This window comes from Reyranella sp., from assembly GCF_965279465.1.
Classification (GTDB): domain Bacteria; phylum Pseudomonadota; class Alphaproteobacteria; order Reyranellales; family Reyranellaceae; genus Reyranella.
The window spans coordinates 853463-877201 of sequence record NZ_OZ257242.1 but is presented as its reverse complement, the minus strand read 5'-3'; the positions used below and the strand labels follow the sequence as shown (position 1 = coordinate 877201).

The following is a 23739-nucleotide window of genomic DNA, read 5'->3' as shown; positions in this document are numbered from 1 at the left end:
CTCTTCCTTCGCAACGGAACACCCCCTGAGCGGCTCTGGAGAGCCGCGCTCCCAGCGAACCAGTGCTCGGGACGACGATCGTCATGGCCTGTGGCCTTCCGGCAGCTCGGCCGGCGAGGGGACGTCGGATCGGGCAGCCAGCGGATAGGCCGGTGTGTCGAGCGGCTTGCCGCGCACACGGCGGGCGAGGCGGTCGAAGGCGAGGTAGATCACGGGCGTGGTGAACAGGGTCAGCATCTGGCTGACGATCAGGCCGCCGACGATGGTGAGGCCGAGCGGATGGCGCAGCTCCGAGCCGGTGCCGGTGCCCAGCATCAGCGGCAGCGCGCCGACCAGCGCGGCGATGGTCGTCATCAGGATCGGCCGGAAGCGCAGCAGGCAGGCCTGGTGGATCGCCTCGAGCGGCGCCTTGCCTTCGTTGCGCTCGGCGTCGAGGGCGAAGTCGATCATCATGATCGCGTTCTTCTTGACGATACCGATCAGCAGCACGATGCCGATGATGGCCACGACACTGAGGTCGTCGCCGGCGATCATCAGCGCAAGCAGCGCGCCGATGCCGGCCGAGGGCAGGGTCGAGAGGATCGTGATCGGATGGATGTAGCTCTCGTAGAGCACGCCCAGCACGATGTAGACGGTGACGATCGCTGCCAGGATGAGCATGAGCTGGCTGTCGAGCGCCTTCTGGAACGCGAGCGCCGCGCCCTGGAAATGCGTCTGGATCTGCCGCGGCATGCCGATTTCCTTTTGCGCCGCGACGATGGCGTCGACCGCCTGGCCGAGCGATGCGCCCTGCGCCAGGTTGAAGGAGATGGTGGTGGCCGGGAACTGGCTCAGCCGATCGAGCCTGAGCGGCGCGGTGCCCTCCTCGAAGGTGGCGACCGCCGAGAGCGGCACCTGCTTGCCGGACGCCGAGCCCGGCAGATAGAGGTTGTGGAGCGAGTCGAGGGTGCGGGCCATCTGCGGCTCGACCTCGTAGATCACGCGATACTGGTTCGACTGGGTGTAGACCGTCGAGACGATGCGCTGGCCGAAGGCATCGTAGAGCATGTTGTCGATCGTTGCCGCGGTGATGCCGAAGCGCGCCGCCGCGTCGCGATCGATCCTGATGAACAGCGCCAGGCCCTTGTTCTGCAGCTCGGTGGCGACGTCGGTGATCTCGGGGATCCGCGCCATCCGGTCCATCAGGCGCGGCACCCAGACGTTGAAATCGTCCGGATTGGGGCTTTCGAGCACGAACTGGTACTGGGTGCGGCTGACCGTCGAATCGATGCTGAGGTCCTGCGCCGGCTGCATGTAGAGCGTGATGCCCTGCAGCGACGCCGTCTCGCGCTGGATGCGGCGGATGATCTGGCTGGCGCTCAGGGTCCGCGTATCGCGCGGCTTGAGGTTGATCAGCATGCGGCCGGAATTGAGCGTCGGGTTGGTGCCGTCGACGCCGACGAACGAGGTCAGGCTCTCGACGTCGGGATCGTTCAGGATGACGTCGGCCAGCGCCCGCTGACGCTCGCTCATCGCGTCGAACGACACGCTCTGCGGCGCCTCGGTGACGGCCTGTATCAGGCCGTTGTCCTGGACCGGGAAGAAGCCCTTGGGGATCAGGATGTAGAGCACGACCGTCAGCGCGACGGTGCCGAGCGCCACGATCAGGGTCAGCACCTGGTGGCGGAACACGACGATCAGGCCCTTGTCGTACCACTCGATCAGCTTGTTGAACCAGCGCGAGCCCAGCGCCGCGGCCCCAGCGTGCATCTTCTCCTGGCCGTCCTTTGCAACCTCGCGCTTGCGCAGCAGGATGGCGCACATCATCGGCACCAGGGTCAGCGAGACCACGGCCGAGATCAGGATGGTGACGGAGAGCGTGACGGCAAACTCGCTGAACAGGCGACCGACCACGTCGCCCATGAAGAGCAGCGGGATCAGCACCGCGATCAGCGACACGGTGAGCGACACGACGGTGAAGGCGATCTGGCTCGAGCCCTTGAGCGACGCCTCGAACGGATCGTCGCCCTCCTCGATGTAGCGCGCGATGTTCTCGATCATGACGATCGCGTCGTCGACCACGAAGCCGGTGGCGATCGTGAGCGCCATGATCGAGAGATTGTTGAGGCTGAAATCCGCGAGATACATGACCGCGAGCGTGCCGACGAGCGACAGCGGCACCGACAGGCTCGGGATCAGCGTGGCGCGCCAGTCGCCCAGGAACAGGAAGATCACGATCACGACCAGCAGGACGGCGAACGACAGCTCGATCTGCACGTCGTGCACCGAGGCGCGGATGGTGACCGTGCGGTCGGTCAGCACCGCCACGTCGAACGACGGCGGCAGGGTGGCGCGCAAGGTCGGCAGGAGCTCCTTGATGCTGTCGACCACGGCGATGACGTTGGCGCCAGGCTGGCGCTGGACATTGACGATCACCGCCTGCGTCGCATTCACCCAGGCGGCCAGCCGGTTGTTCTCCTGCGTCGCCTCGATCGTCGCGACGTCGCGCATGCGCACCGGCGCGCCGTTGCGATAGGCGACGACGATATCGTTGAACATCTGCGGGTCGGTGATCTGGTCGTTGGCGTTGATCGTGTAGGAGCGTGTCGGCCCGTCGAAATTGCCCTTGGGCGTGTTGACGTTGGCGTTGGTGATGGTGGTCCGCAGGTCGTCGATGTTGAGGCCGTAGGCGGCGAGCGCGGTCGGGTTGGCGCGGATTCGATAGCCCGGCTTCTGGCCGCCCTCCAGGCTGACCAGCCCGACGCCGGGGATCTGCGAGATCTTCTGCGCCAGCCGCGTGTCGACCATGTCGTGGACCTTGGTCAGCGGATCGGTCTTGGAGGTGACGGCGAGGGTCAGGATCGGCGCATCCGCCGGGTTGACCTTGGCATAGATCGGCGGCGCCGGCAGATCGCCCGGCAGCAGGTTGCCGGCGGCATTGATCGCGGCCTGGACCTGCTGCTCGGCGATGTCGATCGCCAGCTTGAGGTCGAACTGCAAGGTGATCGCCGAGGCCCCCGCCGAGCTGACCGATGTCATCTGGTTGAGGCCGGGCATCTGGCCGAACTGGCGCTCGAGCGGCGCCGTGATCGACGAGGTCATCACCTCCGGTCCGGCGCCGGGATAGAGCGTCAGCACGCGGATCGTCGGGTAGTCGACTTCGGGCAGCGCCGAGAGCGGCAGGAATTTGTAGGCAATCATGCCGACCAGCATGATCGCGACCATGAACAGCGAGGTCCCGACCGGACGCTCGATGAAGATCCGCGACGGATTCATGTCGCGGCCGGAATTACTGGTTGGTCTGCGCGGGCCGACCGCCGCCGGCGGGGCCCCGGCGCTCGCCGTTGGTCCCTTGGCGCTCGCCATTGGCACGACGGGGCCGTTCCGGTGCGGCAGCGTCTGCAGCGGCGGGCGGGCTCGCATCCGGCGGTGCGGCCGCAACCGGCGGCCCGGACGTGCCCGGTGCGCTGCGGCCACCCGACGGCCGGCGGATCTTGGCGCCCTCGCGCAGGCGATCGACGCCGTCGATCACCACCTGTTCGCCGACCTCGAGGCCCTTGGTCACCGCGGTCCTCTCGCCGTCGGTGACGCCGGTCTCGATGACCCGGATCGCGACCGTGTCGTCGGCCTTCACCAGATAAACGAAGGTGCCCGGCTGGCCGCGCTGGATGGCGGCGACCGGCACGACGGTGGCGTCCTTCACCGTGTCCGCGAGCAGGCGGACATTGACGAACTGGTTGGGGAACAGCGCCTCGTCCGCGTTGTTGAACTGAGCGCGCAGCTTCACCGTGCCGGTCGTCATGTCGATCTGGTTGTCGATGGTGGAGAGCTTGCCCTGGCCGAGCTGGTTCTTCTGCGCCCGATCGAGAGCCGTCACCGGCAGGGTGGCGCCCTCGCGCAGGCGCTTGCGCACCAGCGGCAGCGCATCCTCCGGGATGGTGAACATCACGGAGATCGGCTGGACCTGGGTGATGACGCAGATGCCCGTCGTGTCGCCCATGGTGACGTAGTTGCCCTGGTCGACAAGGCGCAGGCCGATGCGGCCGGTCACCGGCGCGATGATCCGCGTGTAGGCAAGGTTGAGCTTGGCGTTGTCGACGATGGCGCGGTCGGTGATCAGCTGGGCTTCGTACTGGCGCACCAGGGCGGCCTGGGTGTCGAGCTGCTGGCGGGCGATCGAGTCCTGCTTGACCAGGGTCTGGTAGCGCTGCAGGTCGATCTGGGCGTTCTTGAGCAGGGCCTCGTCCTTGGCCAGCGTGCCGTTGGCGTTCTGCAGAGCCACCTCATAGGGCCGCGGATCGACCACCGCGAGCAGGTCGCCCTTTTTCACGGATTGGCCTTCGGTGAAATGGACCTCGACGAGTTGGCCGGTGATCTGGGTCTTGATCGTCACGGTGGCGAGCGGCGTCACCGTGCCCAGCGCCTTGATGACGATGGGAATGTCACCTTTGACCGCCGCTGCGATGCCGACGGGAGTGGCCTGCCCCTGCGCGAATCGGCCGGCGCCACGCGCCGCGGTCGGCTGGGTCGGGCTCATCTGGGTCGTGATGTACCAACCGGCGCCCGCGACAACAGCGAGTCCCAACCCAATCCCTAGCAGGGTTCTCAGCCGTGTCATCTATTAGTGCGCCCCAAGGTCAAGCTCGTCCCTATCATACGTAGCGGATGGCCAGAGTCTCCCCCGGCAATAAGGAACGCGCAAGGCAGGCTCCGGCCGTCTCGAACTCTCCCTCCCCGCTTGCGGGGGAGGTGGCGCGGTAATCCGCGACGGAGGGGGCGTGACGCACCATCTCGCGTCATGCCCCCTCCATCAGCCCAAGACGCTGACACCTCCCCCGCGAGCGGGCTATCGTATTCACACATCGTAGTTGCGCGGGAGGCAGAACGTCGATTCCCTGAAGCCGTTTTGGCGATGGGAGAAGTCGATGTCTGTTGTGGAGTACGGACTGGGGCGGTTTGGCGACCGCCGCCTGGAAAAAGGGGGGCCTGCCTGCACGCGGCTCTGGTTGGCGATCCTGGGTCTTGCATCCGTCGGCTTGGCGGCACGCGGGCCCGTGAGATTCAGTTCACCCGCTTTCTGCGCAACCGGTCGGTGACGGCCGGGGCGATGTCGCGGCACGCCGGTGCGCTGACGGCGCAGCGCGTCGCAGGGCGCGATGTTGTCGCGATCCAGGATACCAGCGAACTGGTGCTGGGCGGCCGTCGGGCCCGGCAGGCGGGCTATGGCGCGGTCGGCAAGGGCGGTGTGCTGAGCGGTTTGCTGCTTCATCCGGTGCTGGCAGTGGAAGCGGGGAGCGGCGGACTGCTCGGCCTGGTGTCGATGCAGGTGTGGAACCGCGGCCGGGCCGAGTTGGCGCCGCGGCGCCGACGGACGACGGCGGCCAAGGAGTCGCGTCGCTGGATCGAGGGAGCGCAGCAGGCCGGCGAGGTTCTGGCCGAGGCGCGCTGCATCACGGTGGTATCGGACCGCGAGAGCGACTTTTACGAGCTGTTCGCGCGCCGGCCGGCGAACGTGCATCTGATCGTGCGCGCCTGCCAGAACCGGCGGATCGAACGGCTGACCGAAGAGCCGGCGGACGGCTTGCTGTTCGGGATGATTGACGGCCAACCCGAGCAGGGCCGCTTCGCCACGACCATCCCGGCCGCCCCCGGACGAGCAAAGCGTCACGCTGAACTGGCCCTGCGCTTTGCGCCGGTGGCTCTGCGCCGGCCATTGCATGGCGCCGATCCGGCATTGCCTGCGACAGTCGGCCTGACGCTGGTCGATGTCCGCGAGATCTCGACACCGCCCGACGGCAAGCCGATACATTGGCGACTGCTGACGACCCATCCGGTCGCAGAGTGCGGCCAGGTACGGCGCGTCATTGACCTGTATCGCCAGCGCTGGACCATCGAGGAGTTCTTCCGCACCCTCAAGACCGCTGGCTTCGACATCGAAGACGCCGACATCGGCGAGCCGCAGGCCATGATCAACTTCGTCGCCGCCGCCACGATTGCCTCCGTAACAATCAAGCAACTCGTGCAGGCCCGCGACGGCAACACCGATCGACAGCTTGGCGATGCCTTCGATCCCGACGACCGGCCCATCCTCGAGGCCGTCTCGGCAAGGCTCGAAGGCAAGACTGCGCGCCAACGCAATCCCCATCCCACAGGCAGCTTGGCCTTCGCTGCTTGGGTCATCGCCCGCCTCGGCGGCTGGACCGGCTACTACGGTAAGCCCGGGCCAAAGCTCATGCGCATCGGTCTCGCAAAGTTCAACGACATCAAATACGGCACCACCCTCGGGCTTCGAAATGTGTGAATCCAACAGCGCGAGCGGGGGAGGGAAGCTTAAGTAAGAAAGCGAGCGTCCTTACCGACGCTCAGTCCGCAGCTTTGTCCGGCACGACATAGAGCTCGTTGCCGCCGGCTTTGAACTTGGCGCTCATCTCGTCCATGCCCTTCTTCGCATAGTCGCGGATGTCCTGGGTGATGCGCATGGAGCAGAACTTCGGCCCGCACATCGAGCAGAAGTGCGCCGTCTTGTGCGCGTCCTTGGGCATGGTCTCGTCGTGGAACTTCTCCGCTGTCGCCGGATCGAGAGAGAGGTTGAACTGGTCGATCCAGCGGAAGTCGAAGCGCGCCTTGGAGAGCGCATCGTCGCGCAGCCGCGCCGCGGGATGGCCCTTGGCGAGATCGGCGGCGTGGGCGGCGATCTTGTAGGTGATCACGCCGACCTTCACGTCATCCTTGTCGGGCAGGCCGAGATGCTCCTTGGGCGTGACGTAGCAGAGCATCGCCGTGCCGAACCAGCCGATCATGGCGGCGCCGATGCCCGAGGTGATGTGGTCGTAGCCCGGCGCGATGTCGGTCACGAGCGGTCCGAGCGTATAGAACGGCGCCTCGCCGCACTCCCTGAGCTGCTTGTCCATGTTGGCCTTGATCTTGTGCATCGGCACATGGCCGGGGCCTTCGATCATGACCTGGCAGCCCTTGTCCCAGGCGACCTTGGTCAGCTCGCCCAGCGTCGTCAGCTCGGCGAACTGCGCGGCATCGTTGGCGTCGGCATTGCTGCCCGGGCGCAGGCCGTCGCCCAGCGAGAACGACACGTCGTACTTGCGCATGATGTCGCAGATGTCGCCGAAATGCTCGTAGAGGAAGCTCTCGCGGTGCTCGGTCAGGCACCATTGCGCCATCATCGAGCCGCCGCGGCTCACGATGCCGGTGACCCGGCTCGCGGTCAGCGGCACATGCGCCAGCCGCACGCCGGCATGGATGGTGAAATAGTCGACGCCCTGCTCGGCCTGCTCGATCAGCGTGTCGCGGAAGACTTCCCATGAGAGCTTCGTCGGATCGCCGCCGACCTTCTCCAGCGCCTGGTAGATCGGCACGGTGCCGATCGGCACCGGCGAGTTACGCAGGATCCATTCGCGCGTGTCGTGGATGTTGCGGCCGGTCGACAGGTCCATGATCGTGTCGGCGCCCCAGCGGATCGCCCACACCATCTTTTCGACCTCCTCCTCCATCGAGGAGGTGACCGCCGAGTTGCCGATGTTGGCGTTGATCTTCACCAGGAAATTGCGGCCGATGATGATCGGCTCGAGCTCGGTATGGTTGATATTGGCTGGGATGATGGCGCGGCCGCGCGCGATCTCGTCGCGCACGAATTCCGGCGTGATGAACTCGGGCAGCGATGCGCCGAAGCTTTCGCCATCGGCCAGCCGCTCCTTCGCGAGCTCATGCGCCTGCTTGCGGCCAAGGTTCTCGCGCGTGGCGACGTAGATCATCTCCTTGGTGATCACGCCGGCCTTCGCCCATTCGTATTGCGTGATCTTGTGGCCGTCGAGGCCGCGTATCGGGCGCGCCAGGTTCGGGAACGGTTGCAGCGCCGAGGCCTTCACGTTGCCGTTGTCGATCGGCTGGATCGGCCGGCCGTCATATTCCTCGACGCCGCCGCGCCCGAGCACCCAGCCGCGCCGCACCGGCGCGAGACCCTTGCGGACATCGATCGAGACCGTGGGATCGGTGTAGGGGCCCGTGGTGTCGTAGACCCGAACCTTCGGCTCGGCCGGCGAGGAGAGCGTGATCTCGCGCAGGGGCACGCTGATGTCGGGTGCCGCGTCGGGCGTCACGTAGATTTTTTGCGAGGCCGGCAGCGGGCCGGTGGTGACCTTGGGGGTCGAGATGATGGTATCCATGACGAGGATCTCCCGTGGCTAGAGGCGGACGGAGACCCGGTGTTGTCGTGCAAAGGAGGCATCCTGTCCCTTCGCCGGCATGACCCGGATCAGGTTCAAAGGGTCACCGCGCTGCTCTGGCGAGCGGTCGGTATCTCAGCCCCCTGTCAGGGCACCCCTTGGACAGACGCCATCTTAGACCCATGCGTGCGGGAATGGAAACCCCCACGATTTCATCGCCACCGATGCGCTCCGCATGCAACACAACCTTTGGTTAATGGCGATTCATATTCTTCGCGATATGTTATTGGCTCGCCGACCCGCCAATGGTGATCAACCTTGAACTATCGTGTCGATGGAGCAGCTTGAATGTGGCGCGCTCTCGGCTTTGCCGTACTCGTCGTGGCCGGAACGGCATCTGCTCTGGTGGTTAAGCTCTTCTACATCCCTGCCATTTTCATCATTGTGCTGCGTCTCCTTCTGCCACCGATGCCGCACCCGTGTTATACAGAGACTCTCGATCGACAGAATGGGATAGGCGGCTACGACTTCGAGATCAGCGATACGAGCTGCAAGACTTTCGCGGCAGATGAAGCTGTAACCATCTTCGTGACCCGGCCGGGAGATCCCCGGAAAACGGCACTGTTCAAGTACACGCCTGGCGACGAACACCCCGTCATTACCCTTACTGACCCACATACGATAACAATATCGGCCCGGCACGTAAGCTCGATCCATTTCCGCAAGAGCGGCTGGGCCGACATGTCGGTCCGCTATGACCTGGCCGCCATTGAATTTCCCGAGAAATACCCGGACTGGGTCCATCGCCGTCAGGAATACTTCCTGTGCCGGCTATTGGAGAAGCAATACATATCCGACTGGGACGAATGCTCGCCTTATGCGACGGACGATCATCTCTTTCGTCCCAAGTAACTCGTCCTGTCTGTGGCTAGACGACCTTCGCCGCGCGCATCTCCGCGATCTCGGCCGCGGAATAGCCCGCCGCGCGCAGCACTTCGTCGGTGTGCTCGCCGAGCTTGGCGGGCGGGCGCTCGACGGAGCCGCCGTCATGTTCCATTCGGAAGCCCGAGCCCACCACGGTAATCGGTCCGTGCTCGGTCTCGACCGTCTGCATGATGGTGCGATGGCCGAAATGGTCGAGCTTGACCGTCTCGGGAATGGTGAGCACGCGGCCGGCGGGAATGTCGTTCTTGGCAAAGATATCGGCCCACTCCGCCGAGGTGCGCTGCTTCATCACCTCTTCAATGATCTCGTGCAGCGCCTTGTTGTTGGCGATGCGGGTCGGCCAGTCCTTGAACTGCGGATCGGCGGTGGCATCGGCGCGGCCGAGCTGCTTCATCAGGCGCTGGAACTGCGGGTCGGTCATCACCGCCAGCACCATCCAGCCGTCCTTGGTCTTGAACAGGTTGCCGGTCGGCTTGCGCGTCACCGAGAGGTTCTGCGCCTGCTCGTGCACCCGGCCGGTCATCATGTGCTCGGTGAACTGCTGGGCGAGGAAGCCCGTCACGGCGTCGATCATGGCGACGTCGACTAGCTGGCCCTTGCCGGTGTGCGTGCGCTGGTAGAGCGCGGAGGCCACGCCGAACGCGCCGGTGAATCCGGACATCACGTCGGCGCCGGCGAAGCCCACGCGGGTCGGCCCGTTGGACGGGAAGCCGGTGATCGACATCAGCCCGGACATCGCCTGGATCATGCCGTCGAACGCCGCCGTCGCCTTGTCGGGACCGACCTGGCCGAAGCCCGAGACCGCCGCGTAGATCAGGCGCGGATTGATCTCTTTCAGCGTGTCGTAGCCGATGCCGAGCTTGTCCATCACGCCGGGACGGAAGTTCTCCATCACGACGTCCATCTTCGGCACCATGCGCTTGATGACCTCGATCGCCCTGGGCTGCTTGAGGTCCATGGTGATCGAGCGCTTGCCGGCATTGACCGCCACCCAGGGCGCCGCGAGACCGCGCTTTTCCCAAGCGTCGGCGCGGTTGCCGAAGCGCATGTCGTCGCCTTCGCGCGATTCGACCTTGATCACGTCGGCGCCGAGCAGGGCGAGCTGATAGGAGGCGTATGGCCCTGCGAGAACACGCGTGAAATCGAGGATCTTCACGCCGGCAAACGGCTTACTCATGGTCCAATCCTAGGCGACGCCCGCCTTCTTGCGCTGCTCCAGCGCGGTCTGCTTGATCTTGTCGTTTTCGGCGCGGCGCCTGGCGACTTCCTCGGCCGGCATGCGGGCAACGTTGTTGTAGTCGTTCTTCCAATCGCCGTCCTCGGTCCAGCGCAGCGGCGACTGCACCGTGGTGCGCGGGCCCACCGCGCTCTCCAGCACCTTCAGTGCGAGGTCGAGCGTGAAGCGCTGGGTGTCGGGCTCGTGCGGCTTGCCCGCCGAATTGCCGAGCGGGAAGTCGCTGAACAGGAAGCGCGGCACGCCGGCCCATTCGACGATGTCCTTGGCGGCTCCCATGACGACGGTCGGGATGCCGTTCCGTTCGAGGTAGCGAGCGACCAGACTCACGGTCTGGTGACAGACGGGTCAAGTCGGGACGAGCAGCGCGGCGTCGACCTGGTCCTGCCGGCAGCGCGCCAGGATCTCCGGCGCGTCGGTCTCGAGCGTGACCCGCTGGCTGCGGTTGGTCGGTGCGCCGTGGAAGCGCTTGGCCAGGGTGAAACGCCCTTGGCCAGCAAACTCGCGCATCAGCGGCAGCGGGAACCAAGTTCCGGAGTCCTTGGCCGTGGTGTGCTTGCGGTCGTAGCCGATATGGCTGATTCGCGTGTCGTGATCGATCGATGTGTCGCCGGAATAGACCGTGTAGAACTTGGCCCCTGCATTGTAGAGCGCACCCGGCCCCTGATCGCCCTTGTCGGGCTGGTAGGGCGCCGCGGTGGTGATCAGCGCCAGCGTACTGTCCTTCAGCGGCTTCTTGAGCGGCGTGAACGGCGCATCGACATAGTGGGCCCAGCGGTAGGGATTGTCGTATCCCAGCGCCACGTAATAATCGCGCGTACGTCGCATGTAGTCGATCGGCGCGTCGAACTCGGGTGCGAAGTCGGTAGTGTCGGCCATGGCTGGAAAGTGCGACTGGCCGGGCGCGAAGTCAAATTCCCGTCAAACGACAGTTTCGCGGGCAGGCAACCAGAGTGCCTTGGCATTCGCCGCCAACGCCGGCTACTCTCGAGCCGACTGCAACCCTCTTTGCGCCGCCGATGACCTGCCCAAAGCGGATCTTTCTCGTGTTCGAAGGCGGCGGCGCAAAGGGGATTGTTCATGTTGGCGCCCTGAGGGCGCTCGATAGCGAGCCCAAGATCGAAATCGCCGGCGTTGCGGGGACGTCCGCCGGGGCGATCGTGGCCGCTTTGGTAGCTGCAGGTTACAGCGCGCGGGAACTGGTCGCCAACGACGGAACCAGCCCGATGCTGCGGCTTCTGGGAATGGATGCGGCGACCGACTTTTTCGGCCGCCATTGGGATCGGCTCGCCCTGGCACGATGGGCAGCCAGTGACCCCATTGTGGCCCTGTTGCTGACGGCTGTGCCCTCGGCAGCAGCGGCATGGGCGAGCGCCCGCTTCGCCGGCCTGACGGTGGCGGAAGCCGGTTTGCTCTTCATTGCCTGCTTTGGGGCGACGATAGCGTGGATTGGGACAAGGCTCGCCAGGGGCCTGAGCAGCCTGGACCTCCTTGTCGATAAGCTCGACCGGGCCCTCGCCATGAAGCTGGGAATCCAGGGACCGGTTCGATTCGCCGATTTCGAGGCGAGAGGCAGGCCTCTGCGCATCGTGGCCACCGACGTTGCTGCAAGACGCCTGAAGATATTCTCCGGCAGCGCGACGCCGTCGGTGCAGGTAGCCGAGGCTGTTGCGGCATCGGCGGCACTGCCGATCGCGTGCTCGTTCCGCCATATCGAAGGCTGCCGATACATCGACGGGGGCATCGTCAGCAACTTGCCCGCCTGGACGTTCGACGAGGAACGCGCGCTTGATCCCGATGCCATCACGCTCGCGGTAACGATAGAAGCAGGCACGAATGCCCCGGCCAATGCCGAACTCGGTCCGCTCGGGCTGATGGGGTCGATCCTGAGGTCGGCGATGTTCGGACGCCAGCATCTCGAGACGAGGGCGGCGCCGCGGCTGTTCATCCTGCCGCTGAAAACGGAGATCGACGTCGTCGACTTCGATATCGGCCGCGACAAGGTCGCGGCGAGCGTGGATAGCGCCGAAGCAACCGCAAGGCTGCTGATAACCGAGCGGCTGTTCGTCCTCCCCCGGCGCATCGAGGACGCCTGCTCGCGCATCGGCGCGCTCGTCGATGCGCTGCTGGACCCGGCGGCGCAGCTCGTCACCCACCGAACGCGCGTTCTGCTGGCCCTCCGCGATCCGGGCGCCATTGCCTCCTGGCGCATTCAATATGGCTGGAATGTCCTGCCGGCGGATTCCGACGATCAGCTTCTGCTCCCTGAAGCTTCCAGCGTTATCGGCTTGTCGGTCACGCAGAAGCGGCCGGTGCTTGCGCCGATACCCTTCGATCCGGCTGCGGGGCTGTCGGAGCGGAAGGATCGCTACCGAAAGGCTCTGGTCCGCGGCGACTTGAAGTGGTGTCTGGCCATTCCCATCTCCAGCGCACAAGGGAATTCGGACATTGTGGGGGTCCTCGCCATCGATAGCGACCTGGCCCTGGATTATTTCGAGTTCGATCTGGAAACCGTGACCGAACTGGCCGAAATTGCCTCGGACACGATGAGATCCCTGATTGAAGGCGCCCTGAAGATCCGGTGAAGCCAATGAGCAATCCGAAAACGAACCCTCCTCTCTTCGTCAATGTCCAGCCGGCACGCCTTCCCGTTGCCGATGCGGCGAAACGCCTGGACAGGCTGCGGGAAGCCGGCGCGGCGGCAAAGGCTGCCGTCGATTCTCTGGTGAAGAAGGACAACCAGCGGCGATCGGCGCTGGCAGAATCGGTCACCGATCGCGCGATGCGCACGACCATTCGCAGGTTCACGGAAGAGTAGCTCGAAAGCTGTCACCGATGTGAGGCTGCAGCCATAGTGCGGCCCAACTTCGCCGCGCTATATAGGCCGCAAGGCACAGGATTTGCGGGAGCGCGCAGATGGCGATCGGACGGCGCACGGTACTGGCGGGTGGTGCGGCCCTGTGGGTCGGGGCTCCCGCGATCCTGCGGGCGCAGAGCTCGTCCAAGGTCCACGTCAGCCATGGCTTCGCCATGCACGGCGAGCCCAAGTACGGCCCCGAGGCCGGACCTCCGGACTACCTCAACCCCGACGCCCCGAAAGGCGGCACGGTGCGCTTCGGAGCGCGCGGCACGTTCGATTCGCTGCACCCCTTCATCGTCAAGAGCGTTCCGGCCGCGGGGGTCTCGGCGATCTGGGACTCGCTCTGCTGGTCGTCGCGCGACGAGGCCTCGACCGAATACGGTCTGATCGCCGAGACGATCGAATGGCCCGAGGACCGCTCCTGGGTCGCCTTCACCCTGCGCCCGCAGGCGCGCTGGCATGACGGCAGCCCGATCACGGTCGAGGACGTGATCTTCACCTTCGACATCCTGAAATCGAAGGGTGCCCCCAACTACGCCTTCTATTACCACGACGTGCTCAAGGCGGAGAAGATCGGCGACCGCAAGGTCAAGTTCACCTTCCGCGACGACACCAACCGCGAGCTGCCGCTGATCGTCGGCCAGCTCCAGATCCTGCCCTCGAAGTGGTGGGCGACGCGCGATTTCGAAAAGGTCTCGCTCGAGATGCCGCTGGGCAGCGGCGCCTACAAGGTCGACAGCTTCGATGCCGGCCGGTCGATCGCCTACCGCCGCGTGCCCGACTGGTGGGCCAAGGACCTCTGGATGAACAGGGGGCGCAACAACTACGACGTCATCCGCTACGAGTACTATCGCGACGTCACCGTGCAGTTCGAGGCCTTCAAGGCCGGCGAGATCGACATCCGCCAGGAGAACATCGCGCGCAATTGGGCGACCGCCTACGACGTCCCGCCCGTCAAGGACGGCCGGATCGTGAAAGCCGAGATCGCCCACGAGCTGCCGACCGGCATGCAGTGCTTCAGCTTCAACACCCGGCGCGAGCTTTTCAAGGACCGGCGGGTGCGCGAGGCGATCGCCGGCATGTTCGATTTCGAGTGGAGCAACAAGAACCTGTTCTACGGGCTCTACCGGCGCAACACGTCGTTCTTCGGCAATTCCGAGCTTGCCTCCTCCGGCCTGCCCTCACCCGCCGAGCTGAAATACCTCGAGCCGCTCAAGGGCAAGATCCCCGACGAGGTCTTCACGAAGGAATTCAAGCTCCCCGTGACCGACGGGACGGGCAACGTGCGCGACCTGCAGCGCCGGTCGCTCGGCCTGCTCAAGGAAGCGGGCTGGGAGATCAAGGACGGCAAGATGACATCGACGGACGGCAAGAAGCTCGCCTTCGAGATGCTGCTGAACGATGCGAGCTTCGAGCGCATCGCGCTGCCCTACAAGCAGAACCTCGAGAGGGTCGGCATCGACATGAACGTGCGCACCGTCGATACCGCGCAATTCAAGCGCCGCGAGGACGAGTTCGATTTCGACCTGATGTCCGACGGCTTCGGCCAGTCGCTGTCGCCAGGCAACGAGCAGCGCGACTTCTGGGGCTCCAGGGCCGCCGGCACCCCGGGCAGCCGCAACACGATCGGCATCAAGGATCCGGCGATCGACGAGCTGATCGACAGGCTGATCGCCGCGCCCGATCGGGACAGCCTGGTCGCCGTCACCCGCGCACTCGACCGGGTGCTGCTGTGGCACCATTTCGTGGTGCCCGCCTGGCACAACAACAAGGCCTTCGTCGCCTACTGGAACAAGTTCGCCCGTCCTGCCAAGAGCGCGCGGTACGCGCCGGTGGCGACCGACACCTGGTGGGTCGACGCCGCCAAGGACAAGACCCTGCCGCAGCCCGACAAGAAGTAGGCCCTCGAGGCCGATGTTCGCCTACATCTTTCGCCGGCTGATGCTGATGGTGCCGACCCTGCTCGGCATCATGATCCTCAACTTCGTCATCATCCAGGCAGCACCCGGTGGGCCGGTCGAGCAGATGCTGTCGCAGATCCAGGGCACGGCGAGCAACGCGACCGATCGCATCTCCGGCAATGTCAGCGACACCAGCGCGCGCGTCCAGACCGACACGTCGGGCGCCGGCGCCGGCACCTATCGCGGCGCACGCGGACTGCCCAAGGAGCTGATCGAGCGGATCGAGAAGATGTACGGCTTCGACAAGCCGATGCACGAGCGCTTCTTCCTGATGATGAAGAACTACCTCGTGTTCGACTTCGGCGAGAGCTTCTTCCGCAATCGCCGGGTGGTCGACCTGGTGCTCGAGAAGATGCCGGTCTCGATCTCGCTCGGCCTGTGGACGACGCTGCTCGTCTATCTCATTTCCATCCCGCTCGGCATCCGCAAGGCGGTGCGCGACGGCTCGCGCTTCGACCTGTCGACCTCCAGCACGCTGGTCGTGCTGAACGCCATTCCGGGTTTCCTGTTCGCCCTGCTGCTGGTCGTGCTGCTGGCCGGCGGCAGCTATGTGAAGTGGTTTCCCCTTCGCGGCCTGGTGTCGGAGAACTGGGCGCAGCTCGGCCCGGTCGACAAGGTGCTCGATTATTTCTGGCACATGGCCTTGCCGATCACCGCCATGACGATCGGCGGCTTCACCACGCTGACCTTCCTGACCAAGAACTCCTTCCTCGAGGAGATCAACAAGCAGTACGTGCTGACGGCGCGGGCCAAGGGCCTGGTCGAGCGGCGCGTGCTCTACGGCCACGTCTTCCGCAACGCCATGCTGATCCCGATCTCGGGCATGCCGGCGGCCTTCATCGGCGTGCTGTTCACCGGCTCGATGCTGATCGAGGTGATCTTCTCGCTCGACGGCATCGGCCTGCTCGGCTTCGAGGCGGCGCTCAACCGCGATTATCCGGTGATGTTCGGCACGCTCTATTTCTTCGGCCTGCTGGGGCTGCTGATCGGGCTGCTGGGCGACGTGCTCTACACCATCATCGACCCGCGCATCGATTTCGAGGCGCGCTCCTGATGCGTCCGCTGACCCGCCGCCGCCTCGCGGCCTTCCGCGCCAACCGCCGCGGCATGATCTCGCTGGTCCTGTTCGCGGTGGTGTTCGTGCTGTCGCTCGGCGCCGAGCTGCTGGCCAACGACCGGCCGATCCTGATCCGTTACGATGGCGCCTTCTACGTGCCGATGCTGCACGACTATCCCGAGACGACGTTCGGCGGCGACTTCCCGACCAACGCCGTCTACACCGACACCGAGCTCCAGGAACTGATCGCCAGGAAAGGCTGGATCCTGTGGCCGCCGATTCCCTACAGCTACAACACGGTCGCCCGCGGCGAGGGCCCGCAATCGCTCCAGCCGCCGTCGCGCGAGCATCTTCTGGGCACCGACGATCAGGCGCGCGACGTGATGGCCCGGCTGATCTACGGCTTCCGCATCTCCGTGCTGTTCGGGCTGATCCTGACCGTTCTGAGCTCGATCGTCGGCATCGCCGCCGGCGCCCTGCAGGGCTATTTCGGCGGCTGGGTCGACCTGCTGTTCCAGCGCTTCCTCGAGATCTGGTCGAGCATGCCGACGCTCTACATCCTGATCATCCTGGCGAGCTTCATTCAGCCGGGCTTCTGGGTGCTGCTCGGCATCATGCTGCTGTTCAGCTGGATGGCGCTGGTCGGCATGGTGCGGGCGGAGTTCCTGCGCGGCCGCAACTTCGACTATGTCCGCGCCGCCCGCGCCCTCGGCATGGTGGACGTGCGCATCATGTTCCGGCACATCCTGCCCAACGCCATGACCTCGAGCCTGACCTTCCTGCCCTTCATCCTGGCCGGATCCGTGACCACGCTGACGGCGCTCGACTTCCTGGGCTTCGGCCTGCCGGTCGGCTCGCCCTCGCTCGGCGAGCTACTGCTGCAGGGCAAGAACAACCTCAATGCCCCGTGGCTTGCCTTCACCGGCTTCGTCGTGATCGCCGCCATGATGACCCTGCTGGTCTTCATCGGCGAGGCCGTGCGCGACGCCTTCAACCCGCGCAAGGTGCTGGCATGAGCGAGGCTCTGCTCGAGGTCCGCGACCTCTCGGTCACGTTCGGCGCCGGGGCCACGGCGGTTCAGGCGGTCAAGGGCGTGAGCTTCGCGATCGCGCGCGGCGAGACCCTCGCGCTGGTCGGCGAATCGGGATCGGGCAAGTCGGTGACGGCGCTGTCGGTGCTGCAGCTCCTGCCGTACCCGATGGCAAAGCATCCCACCGGCTCGATCCGCTTCCAGGGCCGCGAGCTGGTCGGCGCGCCGGCGCGCGAGCTTCTGTCGGTGCGTGGCAATCGCGTGTCGATGATCTTCCAGGAGCCGATGACCTCGCTCAACCCGCTGCACACGATCGAGCGGCAGGTCAACGAGGTGTTGATCCTGCACAAGGGGCTGACGCGCGACGCCGCGCGCAAGCGCACGCTCGAGCTGCTCGAGCAGGTCGGCATCCCCAATGCCGCCGAGCGTCTCGGCGCCTATCCGCACCAGCTCTCCGGCGGCCAGCGCCAGCGCGTGATGATCGCGATGGCGCTGGCCAACGAGCCCGACCTGCTGATCGCCGACGAGCCGACGACGGCGCTCGACGTCACCATCCAGGCGCAGATCCTGAAGCTGCTGAAGAGCCTCCAGGCCAAGTACGGCATGGCGCTGCTGTTCATCACCCACGACCTCGGCATCGTGCGAAAGATGGCCGACCGGGTCTGCGTCATGACCAAAGGCGAGATCGTCGAGCAGGGCCCGGTGGCCGAGGTGTTCGACCGGCCGCAGCATCCCTACACGCAGCATCTCCTCTCGGCCGAACCCAAGGGCCGGCCGGCCGCCGCCGATCCAGACGCGCCGGAGATCCTGCGGCTCGACGACCTGAAGGTGCATTTCCCGATCAAGCGCGGCGTGCTGCGCCGGACGGTCGGCCATGTGAAGGCGGTCGACGGCGTCAGCATCGTGCTGCGCGAAGGCCATACGATCGGGCTGGTCGGCGAGTCGGGGTCGGGCAAGACCACGATCGGTCTCGCCCTGCTGCGGCTCGAGCGCAGCACCGGCGGCATTCGCTTCGACGGCAAGGATCTGCAGGCGCTCAGCCAGAGCGATATCCGGCCTCTGCGCAAGCAGATGCAGATCGTCTTTCAGGATCCGTTCAGCTCGCTCAGCCCGCGCATGTCGATCGCGCAGATCATCGGCGAAGGGCTCGAGGTGCACGGCATCGGCACGCCGGACGAACGCGCGCGCCTGATCGACGACGCGCTGCGCGAGGTCGGGCTCGATCCCGCGGCGCGCGAGCGCTACCCGCACGAATTCTCCGGCGGCCAGCGGCAGCGCATCTCGATCGCCCGCGCGCTGGTGCTGAAGCCGCGCTTCATCGTGCTCGACGAGCCGACCTCGGCGCTCGACATGAGCGTCCAGGCCCAGATCGTCGACCTGCTGCGCGACCTGCAGCAGCGCCACAAGCTCGCCTATCTGTTCATCAGCCACGACCTCAAGGTGGTGCGCGCGCTGGCCGACGAGGTCGTGGTGCTGCGTAACGGGCAGGTCGTGGAGCGCGGCACGTCGCAACAGGTGTTCGGCGCGCCGCAGACGCCGTATACCCAGGCACTGATCGCGGCCGCGTTCAATCTCGAGACGGTCGCCTAGACCGGGCGTTCAGAGGGGGAGTTCATGGCGGGAGCCATTGCGTACATCAGCCGCGACACCGACGGCCTCGCGTGGAACAAGCTGTTGGAGGAGGCGCTCGGCCCGATCGACTTCCGCACGTTGCGGGCCGGTCTCGGCAACACCGACGACATCGAGATCGCGCTGGCCTGGAAGCCGACGCCGGGCCTGCTGGCCTCGTTCAAGAACCTCAGGATGATCGTTTCGCTTGGCATGGGCGTCGATCACCTCTTGGCTGACGACAAGCTGCCCGACGTGGCGATCACCCGCATCATGGATGACGGGCTGGTCGGCCAGATGAGCGAATACGCGCTGTACTGGGGCCTGTGGCACCATCGCGACATCGAGAAATATGCCGCGAGCCAGCGCGCCAGGAAGTGGAAGCCCGAGGAGTTTGTCGACACGATCCATCGCCGCATCGGCATCATGGGGCTTGGCACGATCGGCCAGGACACGGCGAGGAAGTTCGCAGCGCTGGGCTTCCCGACCGCCGGCTGGAGTCGCACGCATAAGACGCTACCCGGCGTCGAGACCTTTCATGGCCCGAGCGGGCTGCCGAAGTTCCTCGGCCAGACGAACATCCTGGTGAACGTTCTGCCGCTCACGCGTGAGACGCGCGGCATTATGGACAAGACGCTGTTCGCCGCGCTGCCCAAGGGCGCCTTCGTGATCAACATGGGCCGCGGCGGCCACGTGGTCGACGACGACCTGCTGGCGGCGCTCGATTCGGGCCATGTCAGTGGTGCTGCTCTCGACGTGTTCAACGTCGAGCCGCTGCCGCCGGAGCATCCCTACTGGGCGCACCCCAAGGTGCACATCACACCGCACATGGCGGGCTACACCAACCCGCGCACGGCCTCACCCGGCGTGATCGACAACATCAGGGCCTTGCGCGCGGGCCACCCGCTGAAGAACACGGTGGACGCGAAGACGGGATATTGATTGGGGCGTGATGCGCTGACCTGAATTGCACTCCCTTCCCCGCTTCGCGGGGGAGGTGTCAGCGTCTTACGCTGACGGAGGGGGAAGGCGGCGAAGATCGTGCGTCACGCCCCCTCCGTCGCCGTAAGACGGCGCCACCTCCCCCGCGAAGCGGGGGAGGGAATGTTTGGAGCCGTTACGGTATCGCCTTCTGCTTACGCCGTCACCTTCGACGCCGCCTTGATGTTCGAGCGCTTGATGCGGTCGAGGTTGCTGCCCTCGATGCGCACCAGCTTGGTGACGGTGTCGCGGTTGGGCGAATGGATGACGTGCACGTCGTAGAAGTGCGCATCGCCCGGACGCAGCGTGTAGACCTTCTCGGGCTCGACCAGGGTCGGGTTGGTCCCGTCGCCCTTGCGCACGACCTTCCAGTCGGTCATCTCGGTGTCGCCCTCCGCGAGGCCGTAGATCGCCCAGCTCGAGCCATGGTCGTGCGGCTCGCCGTGCGCCGGCTTCATGTAGACATGGCCGCAGACGCAGAAGCCGAGGTCCGGATCCTCATAGAGCACCCGGCGCGGCTTGCAATTCTCCGGCGTCAGGTGCTGGGCGATGAATTCCTTGTCGAGGCACACTTTGGAGACGAGCTTGCACACCGCCTCCTTGCCGCCCGGGCCGGGATCGGCCGTGAGCGCGGCCTTGATGTCGCTGCTGAGCTGTTCGAGCGTGTAGGTCATGACTTCACCCTCCGTTCAATGGTTGCGAAGATAGCGCGGGCGGCCTGGGCTTCGCCACCCTCGGGACGCCCGGGCCTGGAGGTGTTGTTCCAGGCCATCATGTCGAAATGCGCCCACGGCACGTCGTCGGGCACGAATTCCTGCAGATAGAGCGCCGCGGTGATGGCGCCGCCGAACGTGCCACCCGAAACATTGTTGATGTCGGCGACCTTGCTGTCGAGCAGCTTGCGATAGGGCTTGTAGAGCGGCATGCGCCACATTGGGTCGGTCACTGCCTCGCCCGAAGCGATCAGTCCGTTGGCCAATTCGTCGTTGTTGCAGAACAGTGCCGGCAGGTCGGTGCCGAGAGACACGCGTGCCGCGCCGGTGAGCGTTGCGCAATCGACCATCATGGTCGGCTTCTCGCTCGCCCCCTCGTGCAGCGCGTCGCACAGGATCAGCCGGCCCTCGGCATCGGTGTTGCCGATCTCGACGCTGATGCCCTTGCGCGTCGGCACTACGTCGAGCGGCCGGAAAGCGTTGCCCGATACGCTGTTTTCGACCGCCGGTACCAGCAGCCGCAGCCGCACCGGCAGCTTGCAGGCCATGACCATCGCGGCGACCGCCATCATCGTCGCGGCACCTCCCATGTCCTTCTTCATGTTGAGCATGCCGGCCGCGGGCTTGAGATCGAGGCCGCCGGTGTCGAAGCACACGCCCTTGCCGACCAGCGTCACTTTCGGATGGTTTGCCTTGCCCCAGGTGAGATCGATCAGCCGCGGCGCTCGTGCACTGGCGCGGCCGACGGCATGGATCATCGGAAAGTTCTGCTTCAGCAGATCGTCGCCGACGGTGACCTTGAGCTTCGCGCCGTGCTTCTTCGCCAAGGTCTTCGCGGCTGCGGCGAGCTCGGCCGGCCCCATGTCCGACGACGGCGTGGTGATCAGATCGCGCGCCAGGCAGATCGCCTCGATCATCGCCGTAGCGCGCGCCTTGTCTGCACCCTGCGGCCACAGGATCTTCGGACCGTCCTTGGACTTCTTCGCCTTGTAGCGCTCGAAGCGCCATGCCCCCAGGCCGATCGCGACGGCGGCATCGGTCGGCGAGAGCGGCGCGGTGTCGCCGGGCTTCCACACTCCGGACGGCAGCTTGGTGGCCAGCGCCCCGAAATCCCACAAGGTCGGTTCCGCCGGTATCACAAGCACTGCACCGGCGGCCTTGCCGTCGTTTCCTGGTATCACTGCGAAATCGCCTGCGGCCCCGGCAAGTCCCAGCGATTCGAGCCAGCCGCGGCTCGGCGCGCTCTGCTCTTTCAGCCACGAACGCCATTGCGGTGCGGCGACAAACTGCACCGGCAGCGAAGAAGTAGCCCGGTCGACGAACGGCAGTGCCATGGACATGCTCACCAAACTGTAGTGCAAAGAAGCGAGAGTGCCGGTCAAACGCGCCGGCTGGCAAGTAAGGAGGGGGCATGGCCGAATTCACGGTCGTGATCGGCAACAAGAACTACTCGTCGTGGTCGTTGCGCGGCTGGCTGATGGCCAGGATCGCCGGCATCGAGTTCGAGGAAATCCTCATCCCGCTCGATCTGCCCGAGACGCAGGCCGCGATCCGCAAGCACTCGCCCTCGGGGCGGGTGCCGGTGCTGGTGCATCGCGGGCTCGCGGTGTGGGAGTCGCTGGCGATCGCCGAGTATCTCAACGACCTCAAGCCCGAGGCCGGCCTGTGGCCGCCCTCGGCCGCGGCGCGCGCGCATGCCCGGTCGATCTCGACCGAGATGCATGCAGGCTTCATGGAGCTGCGCAACAACATGCCGATGAACATCCGCGCGTCCTATCCCGGCAAGGGCATGACGCCGGCGGTGCGCGCCGACATCGAGCGCATCACCTCGATCTGGCGCGACTGCCGCAAGCGCTTCTCCGGCGCCTTCCAGAAGGACGACGGCTTCCTGTTCGGCGCGTTCGGTGCGGCCGATGCGATGTTCGCCCCGGTGGTGACCCGCTTCCGCACCTACGGCGTGAAGCTCGATACCGACTCCGACGCCTACTGCAACGCCGTGCTCGCCCAGCCGGCGATGAAGGAGTGGATCGACGCTGCCAAGCACGAGCCGTGGCTGATCCAGGCCTACGAGCTGGATTGACCCTCCGTCGTTGTGAGAGCTCGTGAATCTTTCAGACCGCTGGGAGCGCGGCTCTCCAGAGCCGCTCATGGAATGTTGCAACCGACGTATATGAGCGGCTCCGGAGAGCCGCGCTCCCAGCGGCATGAAATCAATTCAGCAACAAATGCTCATGGGCGAAATTCTGCACGTCTTGTTGGTTTGAGACGGCGCCTGGCTGATACGCTATCTACCAACAACCGCGGCCGAGGCAACGGTCGCTCAAGGAGGAGACAACCATGGATCTGAATCTGCGCGGCAAGCTCGCCCTCGTCACGGGCGCATCCAAGGGAATCGGCCTGGCGTGCGCCAAGCAGCTCGCAGAGGAAGGCTGTCACTTGCATCTGGCGTCCCGTACGAAAGCGGATCTGGAGCGCGCGAAGGAGTCTATCCAGGCGCGGCACAATGTTTCGGTGACGATCCATCCGGTCGACCTCAGCAACGGCGATGCCGCGCGGTCGCTGGCGTCGGCCTGCAGCGACATCGACATCCTGGTGAACAATGCCGGCGCCATTCCCGCCGGGGACCTCCAGGCGATCGACGAGGCGCGCTGGCGCGACGCCTGGAACCTCAAGGTGTTCGGTTACATCAATCTCTGCCGCGCGGTCTATCCCGCGATGAAGGCGCGCGGCGGCGGCGTCATCGTCAACGTCCTCGGCGCGGCCGGCGAACGGCCGACCTGGGGCTACATCGCCGGCAGCGCCGGCAATGCGTCGCTGATGGCCTTCACCCGCGGGATGGGCGGCACCAGCCTCGTCGACCGCATCCGCATCGTCGCCTGCAATCCCGGCCTCATCCGGACCGAGCGCATGGAGACGATGCTGCGGGCGAGCGCCCAGTCCAAGTTCGGTGATCCGGCGCGCTGGCAGGAGCTGATCCCGACCAGCCCGCCGGTCGGCACGCCCGAGCAGTGCGCCGATCTCGTGACGTTTCTCGCGTCCGAGCGGGCGTCGCACATCGCCGGGACGGTCGTGACGATCGACGGCGGCGCGGCGCATTTCAGCGGAGTCCTGTAGAGCCGCGATGCGGCGTCCGCACGCGCTGGCGCTCTCGACAACGTGACGCCGCGTGACGAATAATATCTCACGCGACCTGA

18 protein-coding genes and 1 riboswitch are annotated in these 23739 nt (G+C 65.7%); of the genes, 11 read left to right on the top strand and 7 right to left on the bottom strand.

Translation table 11 applies throughout. The features are described 5' to 3' along the window. Positions 1-81: 81 nt before the first annotated feature. Positions 82-3255, bottom strand: coding sequence for an MdtB/MuxB family multidrug efflux RND transporter permease subunit (locus tag ACQY8M_RS04290; RefSeq protein ID WP_428669251.1), 3174 nt, complete (start codon positions 3253-3255; stop codon positions 82-84). A gap of 13 nt (positions 3256-3268) precedes the next feature. Beyond that, the gene (locus ACQY8M_RS04285; RefSeq protein WP_428669250.1) at positions 3269-4564 is read right to left on the bottom strand and encodes an MdtA/MuxA family multidrug efflux RND transporter periplasmic adaptor subunit; all 1296 of its coding nucleotides are present in this window, start codon (positions 4562-4564) and stop codon (positions 3269-3271) included. Between the two features lie 522 nt (positions 4565-5086). On the opposite strand from ACQY8M_RS04285, the gene ACQY8M_RS04280 reads away from it, so the two are divergent. Beyond that, positions 5087-6280, top strand: a complete 1194-nt coding sequence (locus ACQY8M_RS04280; protein ID WP_428659174.1) for an IS4 family transposase — start codon at positions 5087-5089, stop codon at positions 6278-6280. 61 nt (positions 6281-6341) lie between these two features. Here the strand turns inward: ACQY8M_RS04280 and thiC are convergent, their stop codons facing one another. Then, positions 6342-8156, bottom strand: a complete 1815-nt coding sequence (gene thiC, locus ACQY8M_RS04275) for a phosphomethylpyrimidine synthase ThiC (protein ID WP_428669249.1) — start codon at positions 8154-8156, stop codon at positions 6342-6344. A 48-nt stretch (positions 8157-8204) separates the two neighbouring features. Next, positions 8205-8325: riboswitch (TPP riboswitch) on the bottom strand. A gap of 179 nt (positions 8326-8504) precedes the next feature. Between thiC and ACQY8M_RS04270 the strand changes: the two genes are divergently transcribed. Then, on the top strand, positions 8505-9068 hold the full coding sequence (locus ACQY8M_RS04270) for a hypothetical protein (protein WP_428669248.1): 564 nt from the start codon (positions 8505-8507) through the stop codon (positions 9066-9068). A gap of 16 nt (positions 9069-9084) precedes the next feature. Here the strand turns inward: ACQY8M_RS04270 and ACQY8M_RS04265 are convergent, their stop codons facing one another. Then, the gene (locus ACQY8M_RS04265) at positions 9085-10278 is read right to left on the bottom strand and encodes a CaiB/BaiF CoA transferase family protein (RefSeq protein WP_428669247.1); all 1194 of its coding nucleotides are present in this window, start codon (positions 10276-10278) and stop codon (positions 9085-9087) included. Between the two features lie 9 nt (positions 10279-10287). Continuing rightward, complete coding sequence (locus ACQY8M_RS04260) at positions 10288-11214, bottom strand: glycine reductase (RefSeq protein WP_428669246.1); 927 nt, start codon at positions 11212-11214, stop codon at positions 10288-10290. A gap of 140 nt (positions 11215-11354) precedes the next feature. Here ACQY8M_RS04260 and ACQY8M_RS04255 point away from each other — a divergent pair, with 140 nt between their 5' ends. The 7 genes from ACQY8M_RS04255 (at position 11355) to ACQY8M_RS04225 (ending at position 19793) form a co-directional block, all read left to right on the top strand. Beyond that, the gene (locus ACQY8M_RS04255) at positions 11355-12920 is read left to right on the top strand and encodes a patatin-like phospholipase family protein (protein WP_428669245.1); all 1566 of its coding nucleotides are present in this window, start codon (positions 11355-11357) and stop codon (positions 12918-12920) included. Between the two features lie 5 nt (positions 12921-12925). After that, complete coding sequence (locus tag ACQY8M_RS04250) at positions 12926-13153, top strand: hypothetical protein (protein WP_428669244.1); 228 nt, start codon at positions 12926-12928, stop codon at positions 13151-13153. Between the two features lie 98 nt (positions 13154-13251). Further along, positions 13252-15096 carry an extracellular solute-binding protein gene (locus ACQY8M_RS04245; RefSeq protein WP_428669243.1) on the top strand — a complete coding sequence of 615 codons (1845 nt, stop codon included), beginning with the start codon at positions 13252-13254 and terminating at the stop codon, positions 15094-15096. 13 nt (positions 15097-15109) lie between these two features. Continuing rightward, on the top strand, positions 15110-16210 hold the full coding sequence (locus tag ACQY8M_RS04240) for a microcin C ABC transporter permease YejB (RefSeq protein WP_428669242.1): 1101 nt from the start codon (positions 15110-15112) through the stop codon (positions 16208-16210). Further along, a complete protein-coding gene (locus ACQY8M_RS04235; protein ID WP_428669241.1) occupies positions 16210-17229 on the top strand; it encodes an ABC transporter permease in 1020 nt (339 codons plus the stop codon). Before ACQY8M_RS04240 ends, ACQY8M_RS04235 begins: the two co-directional genes overlap by 1 nt. Then, positions 17226-18833: an ABC transporter ATP-binding protein gene (locus tag ACQY8M_RS04230; protein ID WP_428669240.1), complete on the top strand. Its 1608-nt coding sequence runs from the start codon at positions 17226-17228 to the stop codon at positions 18831-18833. The genes ACQY8M_RS04235 and ACQY8M_RS04230 overlap by 4 nt, the downstream gene beginning before the upstream one ends. Before the next feature lie 24 nt (positions 18834-18857). Then, on the top strand, positions 18858-19793 hold the full coding sequence (locus ACQY8M_RS04225; RefSeq protein WP_428669239.1) for a 2-hydroxyacid dehydrogenase: 936 nt from the start codon (positions 18858-18860) through the stop codon (positions 19791-19793). A gap of 194 nt (positions 19794-19987) precedes the next feature. On the opposite strand, the gene ACQY8M_RS04220 is transcribed toward ACQY8M_RS04225, so the two are convergent. Together ACQY8M_RS04220 and ACQY8M_RS04215 are read right to left on the bottom strand one after the other, a co-directional pair. Continuing rightward, a complete protein-coding gene (locus tag ACQY8M_RS04220; protein WP_428669238.1) occupies positions 19988-20506 on the bottom strand; it encodes a hypothetical protein in 519 nt (172 codons plus the stop codon). Next, entirely contained in the window at positions 20503-21879 is a 1377-nt protein-coding gene (locus tag ACQY8M_RS04215; protein WP_428669237.1) for a leucyl aminopeptidase family protein, read from the bottom strand. The genes ACQY8M_RS04220 and ACQY8M_RS04215 overlap by 4 nt, the downstream gene beginning before the upstream one ends. A 77-nt stretch (positions 21880-21956) precedes the next feature. On the opposite strand from ACQY8M_RS04215, the gene ACQY8M_RS04210 reads away from it, so the two are divergent. Then, entirely contained in the window at positions 21957-22625 is a 669-nt protein-coding gene (locus ACQY8M_RS04210) for a glutathione S-transferase family protein (protein WP_428669236.1), read from the top strand. A gap of 257 nt (positions 22626-22882) precedes the next feature. Further along, positions 22883-23659, top strand: a complete 777-nt coding sequence (locus tag ACQY8M_RS04205; protein WP_428669235.1) for a short-chain dehydrogenase/reductase — start codon at positions 22883-22885, stop codon at positions 23657-23659. The last annotated feature ends 80 nt before the right edge of the window (positions 23660-23739 follow it).